We start from the raw sequence: 16,075 nt of genomic DNA, 5'->3' as shown, positions 1-16,075 counted from the left end.
AGACAGCCTTACTTCTTGTCGTCCTTCACTTCGGTGAACTCGGCATCCACCACGTCGTCGGGCTGGGCCGAGCCGTGCGGGCCAGCCTGCGCGCCAGCATCGGCCGGGCCGCCCTGGCCCTGGGCCGCGGCCTGCAGCGCCTGCGCGGCCTGCTCCAGCTTGGCGATCTTGGCCTCGATCAGCGCCTTGTCGTCGCCGTCCTTGACCTTCTCCAGTTCGGACAGCGCCTCTTCGATGCTGCCGATCTGCGCACCGACCTTGCCGCCGTGTTCCTTCAGTGCGCTGCGGGTGGCGTGCACCAGCTGGTCGGCCTTGTTGCGGGTGCCCACCAGCTCGTGGAACTTCTTGTCTTCTTCCTTGTTCGCCTCGGCGTCGGCCACCATGCGGGCGATCTCCTCCTCGGAGAGGCCCGAACCGGCCTTGATCTCGATCTTCTGTTCCTTGCCGGTCTTCTTGTCCTTGGCCGACACGTGCAGGATGCCGTTGGCGTCGATGTCGAAGGTCACCTCGATCTGCGGCATGCCGCGCGGCGCCGGCTCGATGCCCTGCAGGTCGAACTTGCCCAGCGACTTGTTCGCGCTGGCGCGCTCGCGCTCGCCCTGCAGCACGTGCACGGTCACTGCGGTCTGGTTGTCGTCGGCGGTGGAGAACGTCTGCGCCGCCTTGGTCGGCACGGTGGTGTTCTTCTCGATCAGCTTGGTCATCACGCCGCCCATGGTCTCGATGCCCAGCGACAGCGGGGTGACGTCGAGCAGCAGCACATCCTTGACCGAACCGCCCAGCACACCGCCCTGGATCGCGGCGCCCACAGCGACGGCCTCATCCGGGTTGACGTCCTTGCGCGGCTCCTTGCCGAAGAAGTCCTTCACCGACTCCTGCACCTTGGGCATGCGGGTCTGACCGCCGACCAGGATCACCTCGTCGATGTCGGACACGCGCAGGCCGGCGTCGTTGAGCGCGGTGCGGCAGGGTTCGATGGTGCGCTTGACCAGGTCTTCCACCAGCGCTTCCAGCTTGGCGCGGGTGAGCTTGATGTTGAGGTGCTTGGGACCGGAGGCGTCGGCCGTCACGTACGGCAGGTTCACCTCGGTCTGGTGCGACGAGGACAGCTCGATCTTGGCGCGTTCGGCGGCGTCCTTCAGGCGCTGCAGGGCCAGCGGATCCTTGCGCAGGTCGATGCCCTGGTCCTTCTGGAACTCCTCGACCAGGTAGTCGATCACGCGCATGTCGAAGTCTTCGCCACCGAGGAAGGTGTCGCCGTTGGTGGCCAGCACTTCGAATTGCTTCTCGCCGTCCACTTCGGCGATCTCGATGATCGAGACGTCAAAGGTGCCGCCGCCCAGGTCGTACACCGCGATCTTGCGGTCGCCGCCTTTCTTGTCCAGGCCGTAAGCCAGCGCGGCCGCGGTCGGCTCGTTGATGATGCGCTTCACTTCCAGGCCGGCGATGCGGCCGGCGTCCTTGGTGGCCTGGCGCTGGCTGTCGTTGAAGTAGGCGGGCACCGTGATGACGGCCTCGGTGACCGGCTCGCCGAGATAGTCCTCGGCGGTCTTCTTCATCTTCATCAGCACCTTCGCGGAGACTTCCGGCGGCGCCATCTTCTTGCCGTCGGCGGTCGCCACCCAGGCATCACCGTTGTCGTTGGCGACAATGGCGTAGGGCACGATGTGGATGTCCTTCTGCACTTCGGCGTCGGTGAACTTGCGGCCGATCAGGCGCTTCACCGCATAGAAGGTGTTCTTGGGGTTGGTCACGCCCTGGCGCTTGGCCGGCGCGCCGACCAGCACCTCGCCGTCCTTGCTGAAGGCGACGATGGACGGCGTGGTGCGATCGCCTTCGGAATTCTCGATGACCTTGGTGGTGCTGCCGTCCATCACGGACACGCAGGAATTGGTGGTACCCAGGTCGATGCCGATGATCTTGCCCATGTGTTAGCTCCCGAATCTTCAAGCGGCGCCACGGCCGCACAATGACTTGTCAGATGGGGCCCGCACCCGGCGTATCAATGCCGGTAGCGTGCCGAATTGCCGAACGACGCAGTTCAGTCGCGCGCCACGGCGACCAGCGCCGGGCGCAGCAGGCGATCGTTTAGCACATAGCCCTTCTGCAGCACGCTGACCACGGTGCCGGCCGCCGCGCCGGGCGCCTCGACCATGCTCACCGCGTGGTGACGCTCAGGGTCCAGCGGCTGGCCCAGCGGATCGACCTGCGCCAGACCATGGTTCTCGCCCATCTTGAGCAGCGATTTCAGGGTGAGCCCCAGGCCTTCGCGCATTGCCGCCACATCCGTGGTCTCCACCGCCAGGCCGCTTTCCAGACCGTCGAACACCGGCAGCAGCTCGTTCAGCAGCTTTTCGTTGGCGAAACGGCGGGCCTGCTCCAGGTCGCGGTGCAGGCGTCGACGCTGGTTCTCGATCTCGGCCTTCTCACGCAGCACGGTCTCGCGCAACTCGGTATTGCTGGCCTCCAGCTCGGCCACGCGGGCCTTGAGCGCCTCCAGATCGGCATGGATCGCCTCGCTGGCGGCATCGGCGTCGGGTGCCGGGTGCTGGTCGTTGTTCTGCATGTGTGACTCCAAACCTCGTCCGTGGCCGGCATACGCCGCCGACCGGTCAAAAACCTGCGGGCAACCCCGCCTCCCGCGGCGTTTTATGAGGCCGTCGCGGCGCGATTCAAGGCATCGCTGAGCAGGCCGGCAGTGGCCTGCACTACCGGAATCACCCGCTCGTAGGCCATGCGCGTAGGACCGATCACGCCTACCGCGCCCAGCACGCGTCCCTGCACACCATAGCTGGCGGTGACCACGCTGCAACCGTCCAGCGCCGCGAAGCCCGATTCCTCGCCGATGAACAGCCGCACGCCAGGCGCGCGCGCGCACACTTCCATCAGCTGCAACAGCTCGTTCTTCTGCTGGAACGCCTCGAACAGTTCGCGCAGGCGCTGCAAGTCGGCCAGTTCGGCATAGCCCATCAGATTGGTCTGGCCACTCACCAGCACGTCGTCGCCGCCAGCCTGCGGCGCGAACGAAGCGGTGGCCAGCTCGGTGGCCGAAGCCACCAACCGGTTCAGTTCGCTGCCCGCCGCGCGCAGTTCCGCCAGCAGGTGCGCGCGGATGTCGTCCACCCGCAGGCCCGCGAAGTGGGTGTTGATGTAGTTGGCCGCCTGTTCCAGCTCGCGTCCGTCCAGCGGCTTAGCCAGCTGCACCACGCGGTTCTGCACCTGGTTGTCGGAAAACACCAGGATCACCAGCACCCGCGCGTCGGGCAGCTGCACGAAATCGATATGGCGCAGCGGGAAGTCCGCCTGCCGCGGAACCGTCACCACGCCGGCGAAATGGGTCATCGCCGACAGCAAGGTCGAGGCATTGCCGAGCAGGTCGCGCGTGGACGCCTGCCCCGGCGGCAATTCGCGCTGCAGACGGGCCATTTCCTCGTGCGGCAAGGGCTGCAACTCGATCAAGCTGTCCACGAACAGGCGCAGGCCGCGCGGCGTGGGGATGCGTCCGGCCGAGGTATGCGGCGAGGCGACCAGACCGGCCTCTTCCAGGTCGGCCATGATGTTGCGGATCGTCGCCGGGCTCACGTCCAGCCCCGACGACCGCGACAGCGTACGCGAGCCAACCGGTTCGCCGTCGACCAGGTACTGCGCGATCAGGCTGCGCAGCAGACGCCGCGTGCGCGCGTCGAGTTCGTGGTCGAGGAAAGGAGGCATGCGCTGTAGCAACCAATGAGACGACAAAGAGATAAGGTCTGCGGGCCCGCGACGCAAGCCATGCGCCGCATTGTAGCGGCTGGCCTGCCGCTACAATCGCCCGACTACCCACGGACTGCCGCCAGCCCGCCATGCTCACCTCGCTTCATGTCCGCCAATTCGCCGTCGTCGAGCAAGCCGAAGTCGATTTCGGCGCCGGCCTCACCGTAGTCAGCGGCGAAACCGGCGCCGGCAAGTCGCTGCTGGTGGACGCCTTGCTACTGCTCGCCGGCGCCCGCGCCGACAGCGGCATGGTGCGTGCGGGCAGCGACCGCGCCGAGCTGTCCGCCGAATTCGACCTCGCCACCCTGCCCGAGGCCCGCGCCTGGCTGGCCGGCGAGGAACTGGACGACGGCGCGGCCTGCCAGCTGCGCCGGGTGATCCGCGCCGAAGGCAGTTCGCGCGCATGGATCAACGGCCGTCCCGCCAGCGCCGGCCAGCTCGCCGAACTGGCCACGTTGCTGGTGGAGATCCACGGCCAGCACGAACATCAGGCGCTGCTCTCGCGAACCCACCAACTTGCCCTGCTCGATGCCTTCGCCGGCCATGAAACGCTGGCTGCGCAAGTGCACGAACTGGCCACGCAATGGCGCGAACTGGGCGCCCGCATCCGCCGCCTCAGCGGCGGCGAGGATCGCGAACAGCGGCTGGAATTGCTGCGCCACGAGTTGGCCGAGCTGGAACAGTGGGCGCTGCCGCCGGCCGAACTGACCGAACTCGAAGCCAGCCACAAACGCCTCGCCAATGCCGGCCGGCTCGCCGAAGGTGCCGCAGGGGTGGTCGAACTGCTGGACGGCGACAGCGAATTCGCGCTGCGTCGCGCCCTGGGTCGTGCCCATGCCGAACTCGGCAAGCTGGCCGTGCTGGACCAGGTGCTGAACCCCGCCCTGGAGTTGCTGGACAATGCCGCGATCCAGCTGGGCGAGGCCGCCGACACGCTCGGCCGCTACGCGCAGGACGTCGATCTCGATCCCGAGCGCTTTGCCGAGGTCGACGCCCACCTCACCCGCCTGCACGAACTCGGTCGCCGCCACCGCCTGCCGGTTGCTGAGCTGCACGGCAAACTCGCCGCGCTGCGCAAGGAACTGGACGAACTGGAAGGTGCCGGTGATGCGCTGGAAAAACTGGCTGCCCAGCGCGACCGCACGCAGGCCGATTACGACAAGGCCGCCACCACGCTGGGCAAGTCGCGCCGCAAGGCCGCGGAGAAGCTCGGCAAGGAAGCCAGCGCGCTGATGTCCGAGCTGGGCATGGCTGGCGGCGTGCTGCAGGTCGAGCTGGAAGCCGCCGACGGCGACGAACCCGACCCGCAGGGCCGCGAGCGCTGCGAGCTGCTGGTCAGCGCCAATCCCGGCCAGCCGCCGCGCGCCCTGCGCAAGGTGGCCTCCGGCGGTGAGCTGGCACGCATCAGCCTCGCCATCGAGGTCGCCACACTGGGCAAGGACAGTGTCGGCACCATGGTGTTCGACGAAGTGGACAGCGGCATCGGCGGCGCCGTGGCCGAAGTGGTCGGCCAGAAGCTGCGCGCGCTGGGTGGCCAGCGCCAGGTGCTGTGCGTCACCCACCTGCCCCAGGTGGCGGCACAAGGCCACGCCCATCTGTACGTGAGCAAGCACAGCGACAGCGGGCATACCCGCACGCGGATCCAGGCGCTGGACGCCGAGGGTCGCCGCGACGAGCTGGCGCGCATGCTGGGTGGCGTGGAGATCACCCGCGAGACCCGCGCCCACGCGAAGCAGATGCTGGAGCGCGCGCAGGCCTAAGAGCCTGCTCTAAGGGCCGGCGGGCAACAATCCCCGTTCGTTGGCCATCCGGTACAGCTCCAGTTCGGAGCCCGCATTGAGCTTGCCCATCACGCTGGCGCGGTGGATGTAGACGGTCTTCTGGCCGATGCCCAGTTCGGCCGCCACCTGCTTCGGTGTGCGGCCGCAGGCGAGCAGCAGGAACACCTCGTGCTCGCGCGCGGTCAGGCGGTGCAGCGGGTCGTGCGCGGACTCGGGCTGTTCGGCGCGGCGTTGGCGCAGGTCGGAACTCAGGAACTGCTCGCCTTCCATCACCGCGCGCAGGCCGGCCACCAGTTCCTCCGGCGCCACGCCCTTGGTCACGTAGCCGCTTGCGCCGCGGCGCAAGGCCTCGGACACGTAGGGCTCGCCGTCGTGCATGCTCAACACCACGATGCGCGTCTCCGGCGCCACGCTGCGCAGATGCTCGATCAACGGCAACCCGCTGCCGTCGGGCAAGGACAGATCCAGCGCCACCAGGTCGGGGCGTTGCTGGGCCACCGCCTCCACCGCGTCGTCGGCGCTGCGGCACTCGGCCACCACCCGCAGATCGGGCTCCAATCCGATCAGGCGCTTGAAGCCTTCACGCACGATGGCGTGGTCGTCGACCAGGACAATGCTGTACATGGGCCTACTGTATACGGACGAGGCCCGGTGTGCCTCGCCGCCGCGCGGACGCCCGCCGAACGCCCATGTACCATCCGCGCATGCGCCTCAAACCGTTTCGCCCGCTGCACTCCGGCCCACTGCTCGGCGTGCTCTATATGTTGCTGTGGGTGCTGCTGTGGCGCACCTCGCAGCCGTACTGGATGCTGCCCTATGGCGTGCGCTTCGGCGCGTTGCTGCTGCTGCCGATGCGCAGTTGGGGCTGGCTGATCGGCGGGGAATTGATCGCCTCCGCCGTCATGACCATCCACGAAGGCTTGCCGATGGGCTGGAGCGGCTACTTCCTGGGCGAGGTGCCCGAGCCGCTGGTGACCGCGGCAGGCCTGTGGCTGCTGCGCCGGCTCAATCCGCACGCGGGCGCGAACCTGCACAACCCGCAGGAGACCGCGCGCCTGCTGCTGGCCGCGATGCTGGTGGTGCTTACCACCACAGCGGCAGATGTGGGCGTGCTCACCGTGATCCATACCACCGCCGCCGAGGATGCGCTGATCCACATGCTCGGCAACGAACTGCTGGGCGGCTACCTGGGCGTATTGCTGATAGTGCCGGTGATGGTGCTGCTGCTGCGCTCGCCGCCGGACCGCCATGCGCTGGGCGGCCTGGCGCTGGATGGCCTGCAGGTGATGTTGCCGGCCATGGCCATCTTGCTGCTGCTGTCCGAACAAGCGACATCGCAGCCGCAGCTCGCCCGCGCCCTGTCGCTGGCACCCGTGCTGTTCTTCGCCTTCCGCCACGGCTGGCGTGGCGCCAGCCTCGCCATGATCGTTTCCAGCCTCGGCATGACGGTGATGGACCAGCGACTCGGCCACGACCCCTCGGCGGCCGGCTATCTGTTCCTGGCCGTGGCCGGCACCGGCACGCTGATGCTCGGTTCGGCCACCGACGCCCTGCGCCGCAGCAAGCTGCGGGTGGCCGAGCAGAACACCCATCTGGCCGCGGTCAACCGGCGACTGGACCAGCTGGCGCGCCAGCTGCGCGCCGCCGCCCGCGGCAACCTGCAGGCCGACGAGAACCAGCGTCGGCACCTGGCGGCTGAGCTGCATGACGAACTGGGCCAGAACATCACCGCGATCCAGACCCACGTGAAACTGGCACAGGCGCGCCTGCACCAGGCCGGCCTGGAGGACATCGGCACCTCGATCAACAGCATCCTCGCGCACATGCGGCGCGCGCTACACCGGTTGCTGGACGACCTGCGCCCCGCCGTGCTGGACGAATTCGGCCTGCTGCGCGCGCTGGACGAAGGCCCGATCCGCGACCTTCTGAATACCGCAGGCATCAGCTATCACACCGAACTGCGCGGCGACCCGCGCCTGCTCGACGACGACACCCGCACCACGATCTACCGGCTCGCGCAGGAAAGCGCCACCAACGCCGTCAAGCACGCCAGGGCCAGTGAATTCCGGCTGCGCCTGCGCATCGGCGAGCGCAACGGCACCGCCCTGGCCCTGCTCGACCTGCGCGACAACGGCATCGGCCTGCCCGAACGGCTGCCCCGCGGCGGCCGCGGCCTGCAAGGCATGCGCGACCGGGTCACCTCGCTGGGTGGCTTGTTCAGGTTGCGCCCGGTGTTACGCGGCGTGCATCTGCGCGTATTGTTGCGAAGCAACATCGAATCACCGGTCACAAATCGGAATGTCTAGGAAATTTTCCGATACACAGACCGTAAAGGCTTCGTTACGATCAATTCATCGATGTGGGGGAGCCGCCATCGAGAGATGGCGTGCCGGAGTCCTCGTGGGGACGGCGACTCCGGAAAGATGGCAGGACGCCATCTGGTCGTTACCTGGGACGCGCACGGCCTGAGCGAGCAACTCGCCCCCGCCGGACGTCCAGCCAGGTAACGAAGCAATCGCGAGGTGGACAGGAGTCCTTCCTCGCGATTTTTTTTGCCCGCCATCCGGTCCGAAACGCCCTGGCAACGCCGGGCGGCGGCCGTTCAGGTCTTGCGCGGCCGATGCTTGGGGCGCACGTACAGCACCAGGCTGTGGTCCTCGATCTCGTAGCCGTGGCGCGCCGCGATCTCGCGTTGCAGACGCTCGATCTCCTCGCTGACGAACTCGATCACCTTTCCGCTGTCCACATCGATCATGTGGTCATGGTGGCGGCCACGGTCGAGTTCATAAACGGCCTGGCCGCCCTCGAAGTTGTGCTTGATGATGATGCCCGCGGCCTCGAACTGGGTCAGCACGCGGTACACCGTCGCCAGGCCGATGTCCTCCTGATGGGCGAGCAGCTTCTTGTAGACGTCCTCGGCGGTGAGGTGGTTGCCCTCCTCCTCGTCGAAGATCTGCAGGATGCGCATGCGCGGATGGGTCACCTTGAGGCCGACCCGGCGCAGTTCTTTGGTTTCCTGTTCCATCGTTGCCACCTTGCCTCGGCGCGGCGATGCCGAAGCGGTAGTGTATCATCCGACACCTTCACGATCTGGACGCAACACGCATGCAAAAGCTGATCACCCTGCCGGTTGTCGCCCTGCTGGCGCTTGCCGTTTCCGGCTGCCACCTGATCTACACGCCTGACGTGCGCCAGGGCAACCTGCTCGACAAGACCATCGACCAGAAGGCGGTGGATCAGCTCAAGCCCGGCCTGACCAAGCGTCAGGTGCTGCTGCTGGTGGGCACGCCGTCGGTGGCCACACCGTTCGACCAGAGCCGCTGGGACTACACCTCCACCTATTCGCACCGCGGCGGCCCGATGCAGGTCAGCACGATGACCTTGTATTTCAACAACGACACGCTGGCTCGCGTCGAGGGCAGCCCGTTCCTCGAAAACAACAAGAACCTGCTCAAGGAGAGCAAGAAGTACAACGTCGACTACCCGGTCGATGAGTCCAAGGGCGACAAGGACATCAAGGGCAAGGACGACAAGGGTTCCGGCAGCGACAGCAGCAGCGGCAACGACAGCAGCGGCGGCAGCGACAGCAACAGCTGATCCGACCGCCCTCGCGGCTCAGGGCTTGCCGGCACGGCGCCGGCGCGCGGCCATCGGGTCGAGGGCGAGCGAACGGTAGATTTCCACCCGGTCGCCATCGCGCAGCACCTGATCCGCGTCGACCCGGCGCGAGAAGATGCCCAGGCGCAGCGGGTCCCGCGCTTCGACCGGCAACTGCTGCAGCAACCCCGAGGCCTCGACCGCCTGCATCGCGGTACTGCCTGCCGGCAAGGAGACACGGCAGCGCAGCACACCTTGCATGCCGGCGTGCACCACCTCCACCACGACCGCAGGCTCAGCCATACACCTGGTCCGCGACGCGGCAGAAGTCGTCCACCATGCGATTGGCGAGCCCCTGGAAGCCCAGCTTGAGCACGCTGCCGCCGATGCCGGCGTAGTCGAAATCCAGCGCCAGCGCCACTTTGCAGCCGTCGTCGCCCAGCGCCGTGAAGCTCCACAAGCCATCCAGCGAGCGAAACGGGCCGTCGACCAGGCGGATGTCGATGCGCTGCGGCCGATCGGCGGTGTTGCGCGTGGTGAAGCTGTGACGCAAACCCGCGAAGTGCAGGTCGAGTCTCGCCACCAGCACATTGTCGGCGCGCTCGATCACGGCGACCGACGAGCACCAGGGGAAGCGCTTTGGGTATGCTTCCACGCCATCGACCAGATCGAACATCTGCTCCGGCGAGTGGCGCACCAGCGCGCTGCGGCGTATCTCGATCACAGAAGTCCTTAGTTGGTGCATTCATCCATGAATGCGAAGATCAAGTAAGCGCCCATCCATGGATGCACTCTTAAAAGGTAGCGCGCTGCCCCTGAAGGGCGCGCAGGCAACGTGGCCGCCCAGTGCCCGGTGAAGTTTAGCGGACATGGCCAAGAGCAAGGACAAGGACACCAGCAAGGGCACCGGCACGATCGCGCTGAACAAGCGCGCCCGTTTCGAGTACCACATCGACCAGCGCTACGAGGCCGGCATCGCATTGCAGGGCTGGGAGCTGAAAGCGCTGCGCGCGGGCCGGATCAACTTCGGCGATGGCTACGCGATCGTGATCAAGGGCGAGATCTTCCTGGTCGGCGCCTCGATCCCGCCGCTGATCAGCGCCTCCACCCACGTGATCGCCGAAGACCGGCGCACGCGCAAGCTGCTGCTGCATCGCAAGGAGATCGACCAGCTGATCGGCGCGGTGGAACGCAAGGGCTACACCCTGGTGCCCACCGCGATGTACTGGAAGAACGGCAAGGTCAAGGTGGAAGTGGGCCTGGCGCGCGGCAAGCAGGAGCACGACAAGCGCGACACCGAGAAGCAGCGCGACTGGCAGATCGAGAAGCAGCGCACCATGCGCTCGCACAACCGCGCGTCCTGAGACTCTCGGCGAATCCACAGGCGGGCGCCTTCGCATGGAAGGCGCCCGCCAGACACGCCGTCAGTGTGCCTTCTGCCCCGCCTTCGCCGGGTTGGCGCCAAGCGCAGCCAGATCGCCCTGCTGCAACTGTTTCCACTCGCCCAACGTGGCATCCAGTGTTTTTGACAGCAGCGCCCAGGAAGCCTGCGCGTCCGCGCTCGGCTCGGCATCCGCGCCATCCACCGCCTGCTCGAGCTTCATCAAGCTCATCGACAAGGCACGCAAACTGTCGACCCGCTTCGGTGGCGCGCCCATCGAGTTGTGTGGCCCAGGATGCGCGACCACGCCAGACACGTCGGCAATCTTGTCGGCCACCGTCTCGATGCGGGCGCGGGTGGCTGCATCGGCATGCGCCTCGCGCGCCTCCAGCGACTTCAGCTGGGTGGTGGCGGCCTGGCTAGCCTCCATCGCCCGCCTGCCAGCCTCCTCGACCTGGCGCGCCAGCGCGAACTGGCGCTGATAGGCGGCCGGTGGCAGGTGCACGCGCGGGTCGGGTTGTATGGTCAAGGGCTGCCGGTAGCTGCGGCCATCGACATCGAGTTCCACGCTGTACTGGCCCGGCGGTGCCCACACGCCATCCTTGTGCGACGGCTCTGCCTGGTCCGGCTGATCCGCCTGAGGCGCGCCCGGCCGCGCGTAGCGCAGGTTCCACACGAAGCGGTGCATGCCGGGCGCGGTCGACAAGCGTATGGGCTCGGGCACCCATTCCGGTGCGATAGGCAGCTTGGCCGGATCGGGCGTGGCAAGCTTTTCGGCGCTGCTGTAGCGACGCACCACTTGCCCCTGCGCGTCGCGCACGGTGAGTGTCACCGGGCCGCGCACACCGGTGGGCAGCAGGTAGTCGATAACCGCGCCATCGGGCGGGTTCGCCGCCATCGGCTCGTCCTTGGGAAACGGCGTACCGGTAAATCCGGCCGGCCGCACACGCAGCGCCGCCGCGGGCTTGAACAGGGCGGCGGCATCCGCACGCGCATCGGCCAGCTGCCGCAGCGCGGTGACATCGTCCATGATCCAGAAGCCGCGGCCGTGGGTGGCGATCACCAGGTCGTCGCCGTGCACGTCGATGTCGCGCACCGAGGTCATCGGCAGGTTCTGTTGCAGCGGCTGCCAGTGCGCGCCGTCGTCGAAGGAAACGAACATGCCGCGCTCGGTGCCGGCATAGAGCAGCCCGCGCTGCTGCGGATCCTCGCGCACCACGTTGACGAAGCTGTCGCGCGGGATGCCGCTGTCGATGCGCGTCCAGCGCTTGCCGCCGTCAGCCGTGCGATAGATGTACGGCGCGTCGTCATCGAGACGGTGGCGGTCGATTGCCAGATAAGCCACGCCCTGGTCGAAGTGCGAAGGTTCGATGCCAGCCACCTTGGACCACGGTGTGAGCGGCTTCGGCGTGATGTCCTGCCAATGCGCACCGTCGTCCGCGCTGCGCCAGACCAGGCCGTCGTCGGTACCCACCCACAATGTCTTCGCGTCCAGCGGCGACGGCGCGATGCTGTAGATCACGCCGCGGCGCTTGCTCTCATGGTCGTCGTCGGCAGCGGTGGTCGCGTCGAGATTGGGTGGGATGCCGGCGTCCTCGCGGGTAAGGTCGGGGCTGATCGGCGCCCAGTGGTCGCCGCCGTCGCTGGTGCGGAACAAGCGCTGGTTGGCGAAATACAGTGTTCTCGTGCCACGCTTGGAGAACGTCAGCGGCAGCGTCCATGCGCCGCGGTAATGCGCCAGCGGATAGGCCAGCGTGGGATCGACGCTGCGCACTTGCTCGGTGCGCGTGTCCAGCTTCTCCACCGTGCCGCCGTAGACGATGTCCGGATCGTCCGGGTCGGGCGCGATCATGCCGCTCTCGCCGCCGGGAGTGACCTCGTGGAACTGCTGCATGGTGATGCCGTCGCCGCTGCCGCTGCGGCTGGGCAGCGCCACCGCGCCGGAATCCTGCTGCGCGCCGTACACCCAGTACGGAAAACGGTTGTCAGTGCTGACGTGGTAGATCTGCGCGGTGGGCTGGTTGTACCAGCTGCTCCAGGTCTTGCCGCCATTCAGCGTGACCAGGGTGCCCTGGTCCACGCCGAGGATCTGCCGGTCGGAATCGGTAGGGTCGATCCACAGCGTGTGGAAGTCGTCGCCGGTAGGGTCGCCCTTCAGGGCGATGAAGTGCGCGCCGCCATCGTCGGAACGCAGCACGATGGTGTTCATCACGTACACCCGATCGGCATCCTTCGGGTCCGCCGTGATGCCGCCGAAGTACCAGCCGCGCTGCCACAGGCGTTCATCGCCGGTGGCGTGATTCCAGTGGGCGCCACCATCGTCGGAACGGTAGAGACCGCCTTCACCCTCCCCGGCATCGACCAGCGCGTAGACGCGATCCGGCCGCGCCGGCGAAGTCGCCAGGCCGATGTGGCCCGGATGCGCGGGAAAGCCGTTGCCCTGCACCGGGCTCCAGTGCGTGCCGCCATCATGCGATACGTACAAGCCGCTGCCTGGACCGTTCGAAGGCGGGTACACGCTCCATGGCGGCCGGCGGGTCTGCCACAGCGAGGCATAGATCGTGTCCGGATCGCCGGGCTTGAACGCAAGGTCGATCGCGCCGGTGTCGTCGTCCCGGGACAGCACCTTGGTCCAGGTCTTGCCGCCGTCGCTGCTGCGGAACACGCCGCGCTCGGCGTTCGGCCCGTAGGCATGGCCCAGCGCCGCCACGTACACCACCTCCGGATGGCGCGGATCGACCAGGATCTTGCCGATCTGGTAGCTGTCCGCCAGCCCGATGTGGGTCCAGTGCTTGCCGCCGTCCACGCTCTTGTACATGCCGTTGCCGTGGGCGATGTCCGAGCGCATGTCGGCCTCGCCGCTGCCCACGTAGATGACCTTCGGATTCGACGGCGCCAGCGCCAGCGCGCCGATCGAGCCTGCCGGCTCGCCGTCGAAGATCGGCTGCCAGGTGCGCCCCGCATCCTGCGTGGCCCACACGCCACCATCCACCGCGCCGAAATAGAAATGCCGCGCGTCGCCCGGAATGCCGGCCACCGCCAGCACGCGGCCGCCGCGGAACGGCCCGATCATCCGCCAGTTCAGCGCCTGGTAGGACGAAGGCGCCACTGTCGCCTGCGCCGCCCAGACGGCGACCATTCCGAGGGCGAACACGGCAACGCGGCGCGGCAGACGCATGATCGATTTTCCTTGGGGATGGGCCAGGCCAAGAAGAAACTCTGGGTGTGATATTGCGCGAGGCTCAAGGGCCGGAAGTCATGGAGCTTCGCGCGACTGCGGCGGCACCCTGCCCGCCAGGCAGACTCCAGATGTCCAGCACGTCGGTAGTGGCGTGGGCATTGGCATTGCCCTCGGGGAGGATGATCTCGCCCTGCAGCACGATGGGGCTGTTCCAGTGGCCCGGACCACAGGGCAGCGTAGCGACGCGCTTGCCCGAAACAGCCTGGTACACATTCAGCCCGCCCTCGCGCGCGTAGACGAACAACAGGCCGTCCGCCTCGAACGGACTGGTACCACTGGTGCCGTTCTTCCATTTTTCCCGCAACTGGCCGTTTTCCAGCTCCCAGGCCGCCGTGCCGCCGTTGTCGGCGGCGAACATCCAGGTCTGGCCATCGTGCCGCCATACCGCCGGCTGGGTGAACAAGTCGGTGCCGCTGGGCGTGGCGACGATTTGCAACTCATGGCCTTTGTGGGGAGCCGTGCCGGCCATGGCCTTGCGACTGAGCAGGCGGATCTTGCCGTCCTTGCCGCCTTGCGCGATCAGGTCGCCACCCAGCAGTACGGGCGAAGTCGAACCCAGGTCGAGATCCTTGTCGTTCAGTTCGTCGGTATTGCTCGGGGCGTAATTGCCCAGCATCTTCGCGACGCCGGCATCGAGCTCGATCACCGCATCGCCCCAGTCGGTCGTGCCATTCCAGTCGGCATTGCCGGTGGCGACGAAGATGTCGCCGCTGCCGGAATCGATCACCGCGCCGGCACGCCCCCAGATGGCCGAATCGCTTTGCGGGCACGAGTCCGGCTGCAGCAGGCCGGCGCGTTGGCTGCATAGCGAATTCCATACCGCGAGCAACTTGCCGGAGCTACCGTCGAGCGCGGCGACATGGCCTTGATAAGGCGGCCGGTCGCCGATGTAACCCGCGGTGACGGCAATCACGTGGCCCCGAAAAAACTTCAGTGGCGAATCCATTTTCTCGCGCACCGCCAGCCGGGTGACGGCGGTGCGCCAGACCGCATGGCCGTCGCCGACGGCGAGTTTCTCGATGTAACCATCGGGCGAAGCGGCATAGATGGATTGCCGATCGGGATCGGCCACAGGGGTGGCGTTGGTGATCTGCCGCGTACCCGCCAGCGCCTGATAGCCGGGCGGCGTGTATGCCCACAGCACGGCGCCGCTGTGGGCATCGAGCGCCAGTGTCTTGCCGTAGGTGGTGGTGACGAAGATGGCATCGTGGCGGGCACCGCGGACAGTGACGCCGTGCAGGTAGATGGGGCTGGCATCCACGGTGCCATCCAGCGTGACCTGCAGGTGCCGGAGTCCGGCGACGTTGGCCGCGGTGATGCCAGTGGGCTGCGGGTTGGCGCTGGTGCTTTCCACGTTGCCGCCGAACATGGGCCAGTCCTGCGCCGGCAGGCTCTGCGCGACCGCCACCGCGGACATGCCTGCGCCAAGCAGCAGCAACACGATCCGGCATCCCATGTTCGAGCGAGCCGCGACTGAAGGGTGCGCGATCCGCTTCATGGCTTCACGAACCGCAGCGTCATCCGGTCCGACTCGCCGATCGCCTGCATCGCCGCATGCTCGCTGGCCGGGCCGGCGAGATCGGGCGGCAGGCGGTGCACGTTGACGTCTTCGGGGTCTTTCGGATTCGCATTGATCTCCGACACGCCGCCAAGGCGGAAGCCAGCCTTGAGGCCCAACGCGATCAGGTAGTCCTCGGGCAGGCGATGCAAGGCCTTGCTGCTCTCCGCCGCATCGGCGAACGGCTTGGCGCGATGCTCGGTAATGCCAAACACGCCGCCGGGCTTGAGCACGTCGAACGCTGCCCTGAACACCGCAGCCAGTGTTTCGGGACTGTGGTTGAGCCAGTCGTGCGTGTTGCGGAAGGTGAGCACCATGTCGGCCGAACCCGGCGCCCCAAGGCTCACCGATGCCGGCGGCTTGAACGGCAACACCTGCGCGAAATGGCCGAACACCGCCGGATCGGCCGTCATCCGCGCCATGAACGCGGGCGATGGCGACGGCGCCTCGATCAGATGGCCATGCTCGCGCAGCAACGGCGCGAGGATCTCGGTGTACCAGCCGCCGGCGGGCGCCAGTTCGATCACGGTCATGTCCGGCCGGATGCCGAAGAACTGCAGGGTCTCGACCGGATGGCGGTACCGATCGCGCGCCTTGTTCGCGGCGGAACGCCCGGGGCCATCCACGGCCTTCTGCAGCGCGGCGGCAGTGTCTCCGGACGATGCGGCGGCCGGCGCGGCCACGGCCAGGACAGGTAACAGCGCAGCTACCAGCACGAGCATCAGCTTGCGGATTCGGCGCAGCATGACGCGACCCTCCCCATG

At 67.3% G+C, this 16,075-nt stretch carries 14 protein-coding genes; 4 read left to right on the top strand and 10 right to left on the bottom strand.

Annotated features, from left to right (window positions below; genetic code table 11):
* Positions 1-8: 8 nt before the first annotated feature.
* The 3 genes from dnaK to hrcA all read right to left on the bottom strand — a co-directional run bounded on the left by dnaK (position 9) and on the right by hrcA (position 3,711).
* Positions 9-1,928 (bottom strand): molecular chaperone DnaK, encoded by a 1,920-nt coding sequence (dnaK, locus tag ISP14_RS12895; RefSeq protein WP_404540555.1) that lies wholly within the window; start codon positions 1,926-1,928, stop codon positions 9-11.
* 113 nt (positions 1,929-2,041) lie between these two features.
* The gene (gene grpE / locus ISP14_RS12890; RefSeq protein WP_404540552.1) at positions 2,042-2,566 is read right to left on the bottom strand and encodes a nucleotide exchange factor GrpE; all 525 of its coding nucleotides are present in this window, start codon (positions 2,564-2,566) and stop codon (positions 2,042-2,044) included.
* A gap of 83 nt (positions 2,567-2,649) precedes the next feature.
* On the bottom strand, positions 2,650-3,711 hold the full coding sequence (hrcA, locus tag ISP14_RS12885; RefSeq protein ID WP_404540549.1) for a heat-inducible transcriptional repressor HrcA: 1,062 nt from the start codon (positions 3,709-3,711) through the stop codon (positions 2,650-2,652).
* 131 nt (positions 3,712-3,842) lie between these two features.
* On the opposite strand from hrcA, the gene recN reads away from it, so the two are divergent.
* The gene (gene recN, locus ISP14_RS12880) at positions 3,843-5,513 is read left to right on the top strand and encodes a DNA repair protein RecN (RefSeq protein ID WP_404540546.1); all 1,671 of its coding nucleotides are present in this window, start codon (positions 3,843-3,845) and stop codon (positions 5,511-5,513) included.
* A 9-nt stretch (positions 5,514-5,522) separates the two neighbouring features.
* On the opposite strand, the gene ISP14_RS12875 is transcribed toward recN, so the two are convergent.
* Positions 5,523-6,158, bottom strand: a complete 636-nt coding sequence (locus tag ISP14_RS12875; RefSeq protein ID WP_404540543.1) for a response regulator transcription factor — start codon at positions 6,156-6,158, stop codon at positions 5,523-5,525.
* Positions 6,159-6,238: 80 nt separating this feature from the next.
* Here ISP14_RS12875 and ISP14_RS12870 point away from each other — a divergent pair, with 80 nt between their 5' ends.
* A complete protein-coding gene (locus tag ISP14_RS12870) occupies positions 6,239-7,840 on the top strand; it encodes an MASE1 domain-containing sensor histidine kinase (protein WP_404540905.1) in 1,602 nt (533 codons plus the stop codon).
* A 296-nt stretch (positions 7,841-8,136) separates the two neighbouring features.
* Here the strand turns inward: ISP14_RS12870 and fur are convergent, their stop codons facing one another.
* Positions 8,137-8,559: a ferric iron uptake transcriptional regulator gene (fur, locus tag ISP14_RS12865; RefSeq protein WP_404540541.1), complete on the bottom strand. Its 423-nt coding sequence runs from the start codon at positions 8,557-8,559 to the stop codon at positions 8,137-8,139.
* 80 nt (positions 8,560-8,639) lie between these two features.
* Between fur and ISP14_RS12860 the strand changes: the two genes are divergently transcribed.
* Positions 8,640-9,131: an outer membrane protein assembly factor BamE gene (locus ISP14_RS12860; protein WP_404540538.1), complete on the top strand. Its 492-nt coding sequence runs from the start codon at positions 8,640-8,642 to the stop codon at positions 9,129-9,131.
* An 18-nt stretch (positions 9,132-9,149) separates the two neighbouring features.
* Here ISP14_RS12860 and ISP14_RS12855 read toward each other — a convergent pair whose 3' ends face one another.
* Both ISP14_RS12855 and ISP14_RS12850 read right to left on the bottom strand, forming a co-directional pair.
* Entirely contained in the window at positions 9,150-9,434 is a 285-nt protein-coding gene (locus tag ISP14_RS12855; protein ID WP_404540535.1) for an RnfH family protein, read from the bottom strand.
* Positions 9,427-9,855 carry a type II toxin-antitoxin system RatA family toxin gene (locus tag ISP14_RS12850; RefSeq protein ID WP_404540532.1) on the bottom strand — a complete coding sequence of 143 codons (429 nt, stop codon included), beginning with the start codon at positions 9,853-9,855 and terminating at the stop codon, positions 9,427-9,429. Before ISP14_RS12850 ends, ISP14_RS12855 begins: the two co-directional genes overlap by 8 nt.
* Before the next feature lie 145 nt (positions 9,856-10,000).
* On the opposite strand from ISP14_RS12850, the gene smpB reads away from it, so the two are divergent.
* Positions 10,001-10,495: an SsrA-binding protein SmpB gene (gene smpB, locus ISP14_RS12845; RefSeq protein ID WP_404540529.1), complete on the top strand. Its 495-nt coding sequence runs from the start codon at positions 10,001-10,003 to the stop codon at positions 10,493-10,495.
* A 60-nt stretch (positions 10,496-10,555) separates the two neighbouring features.
* Here the strand turns inward: smpB and ISP14_RS12840 are convergent, their stop codons facing one another.
* From ISP14_RS12840 to ISP14_RS12830, 3 genes are all read right to left on the bottom strand, one after another.
* Positions 10,556-13,690 (bottom strand): WD40/YVTN/BNR-like repeat-containing protein, encoded by a 3,135-nt coding sequence (locus tag ISP14_RS12840; RefSeq protein WP_404540527.1) that lies wholly within the window; start codon positions 13,688-13,690, stop codon positions 10,556-10,558.
* Positions 13,691-13,754: 64 nt separating this feature from the next.
* Positions 13,755-15,194 (bottom strand): outer membrane protein assembly factor BamB family protein, encoded by a 1,440-nt coding sequence (locus ISP14_RS12835; protein WP_404540524.1) that lies wholly within the window; start codon positions 15,192-15,194, stop codon positions 13,755-13,757.
* 53 nt (positions 15,195-15,247) lie between these two features.
* The gene (locus ISP14_RS12830) at positions 15,248-16,057 is read right to left on the bottom strand and encodes a class I SAM-dependent methyltransferase (RefSeq protein WP_404540521.1); all 810 of its coding nucleotides are present in this window, start codon (positions 16,055-16,057) and stop codon (positions 15,248-15,250) included.
* Positions 16,058-16,075 lie beyond the last annotated feature (18 nt).

The sequence above is a fragment of the Dyella agri genome, from assembly GCF_044904705.1.
GTDB classification, from domain to species: domain Bacteria; phylum Pseudomonadota; class Gammaproteobacteria; order Xanthomonadales; family Rhodanobacteraceae; genus Rhodanobacter_A; species Rhodanobacter_A agri.
This window is presented reverse-complemented; position numbering and strand designations above follow the sequence as displayed.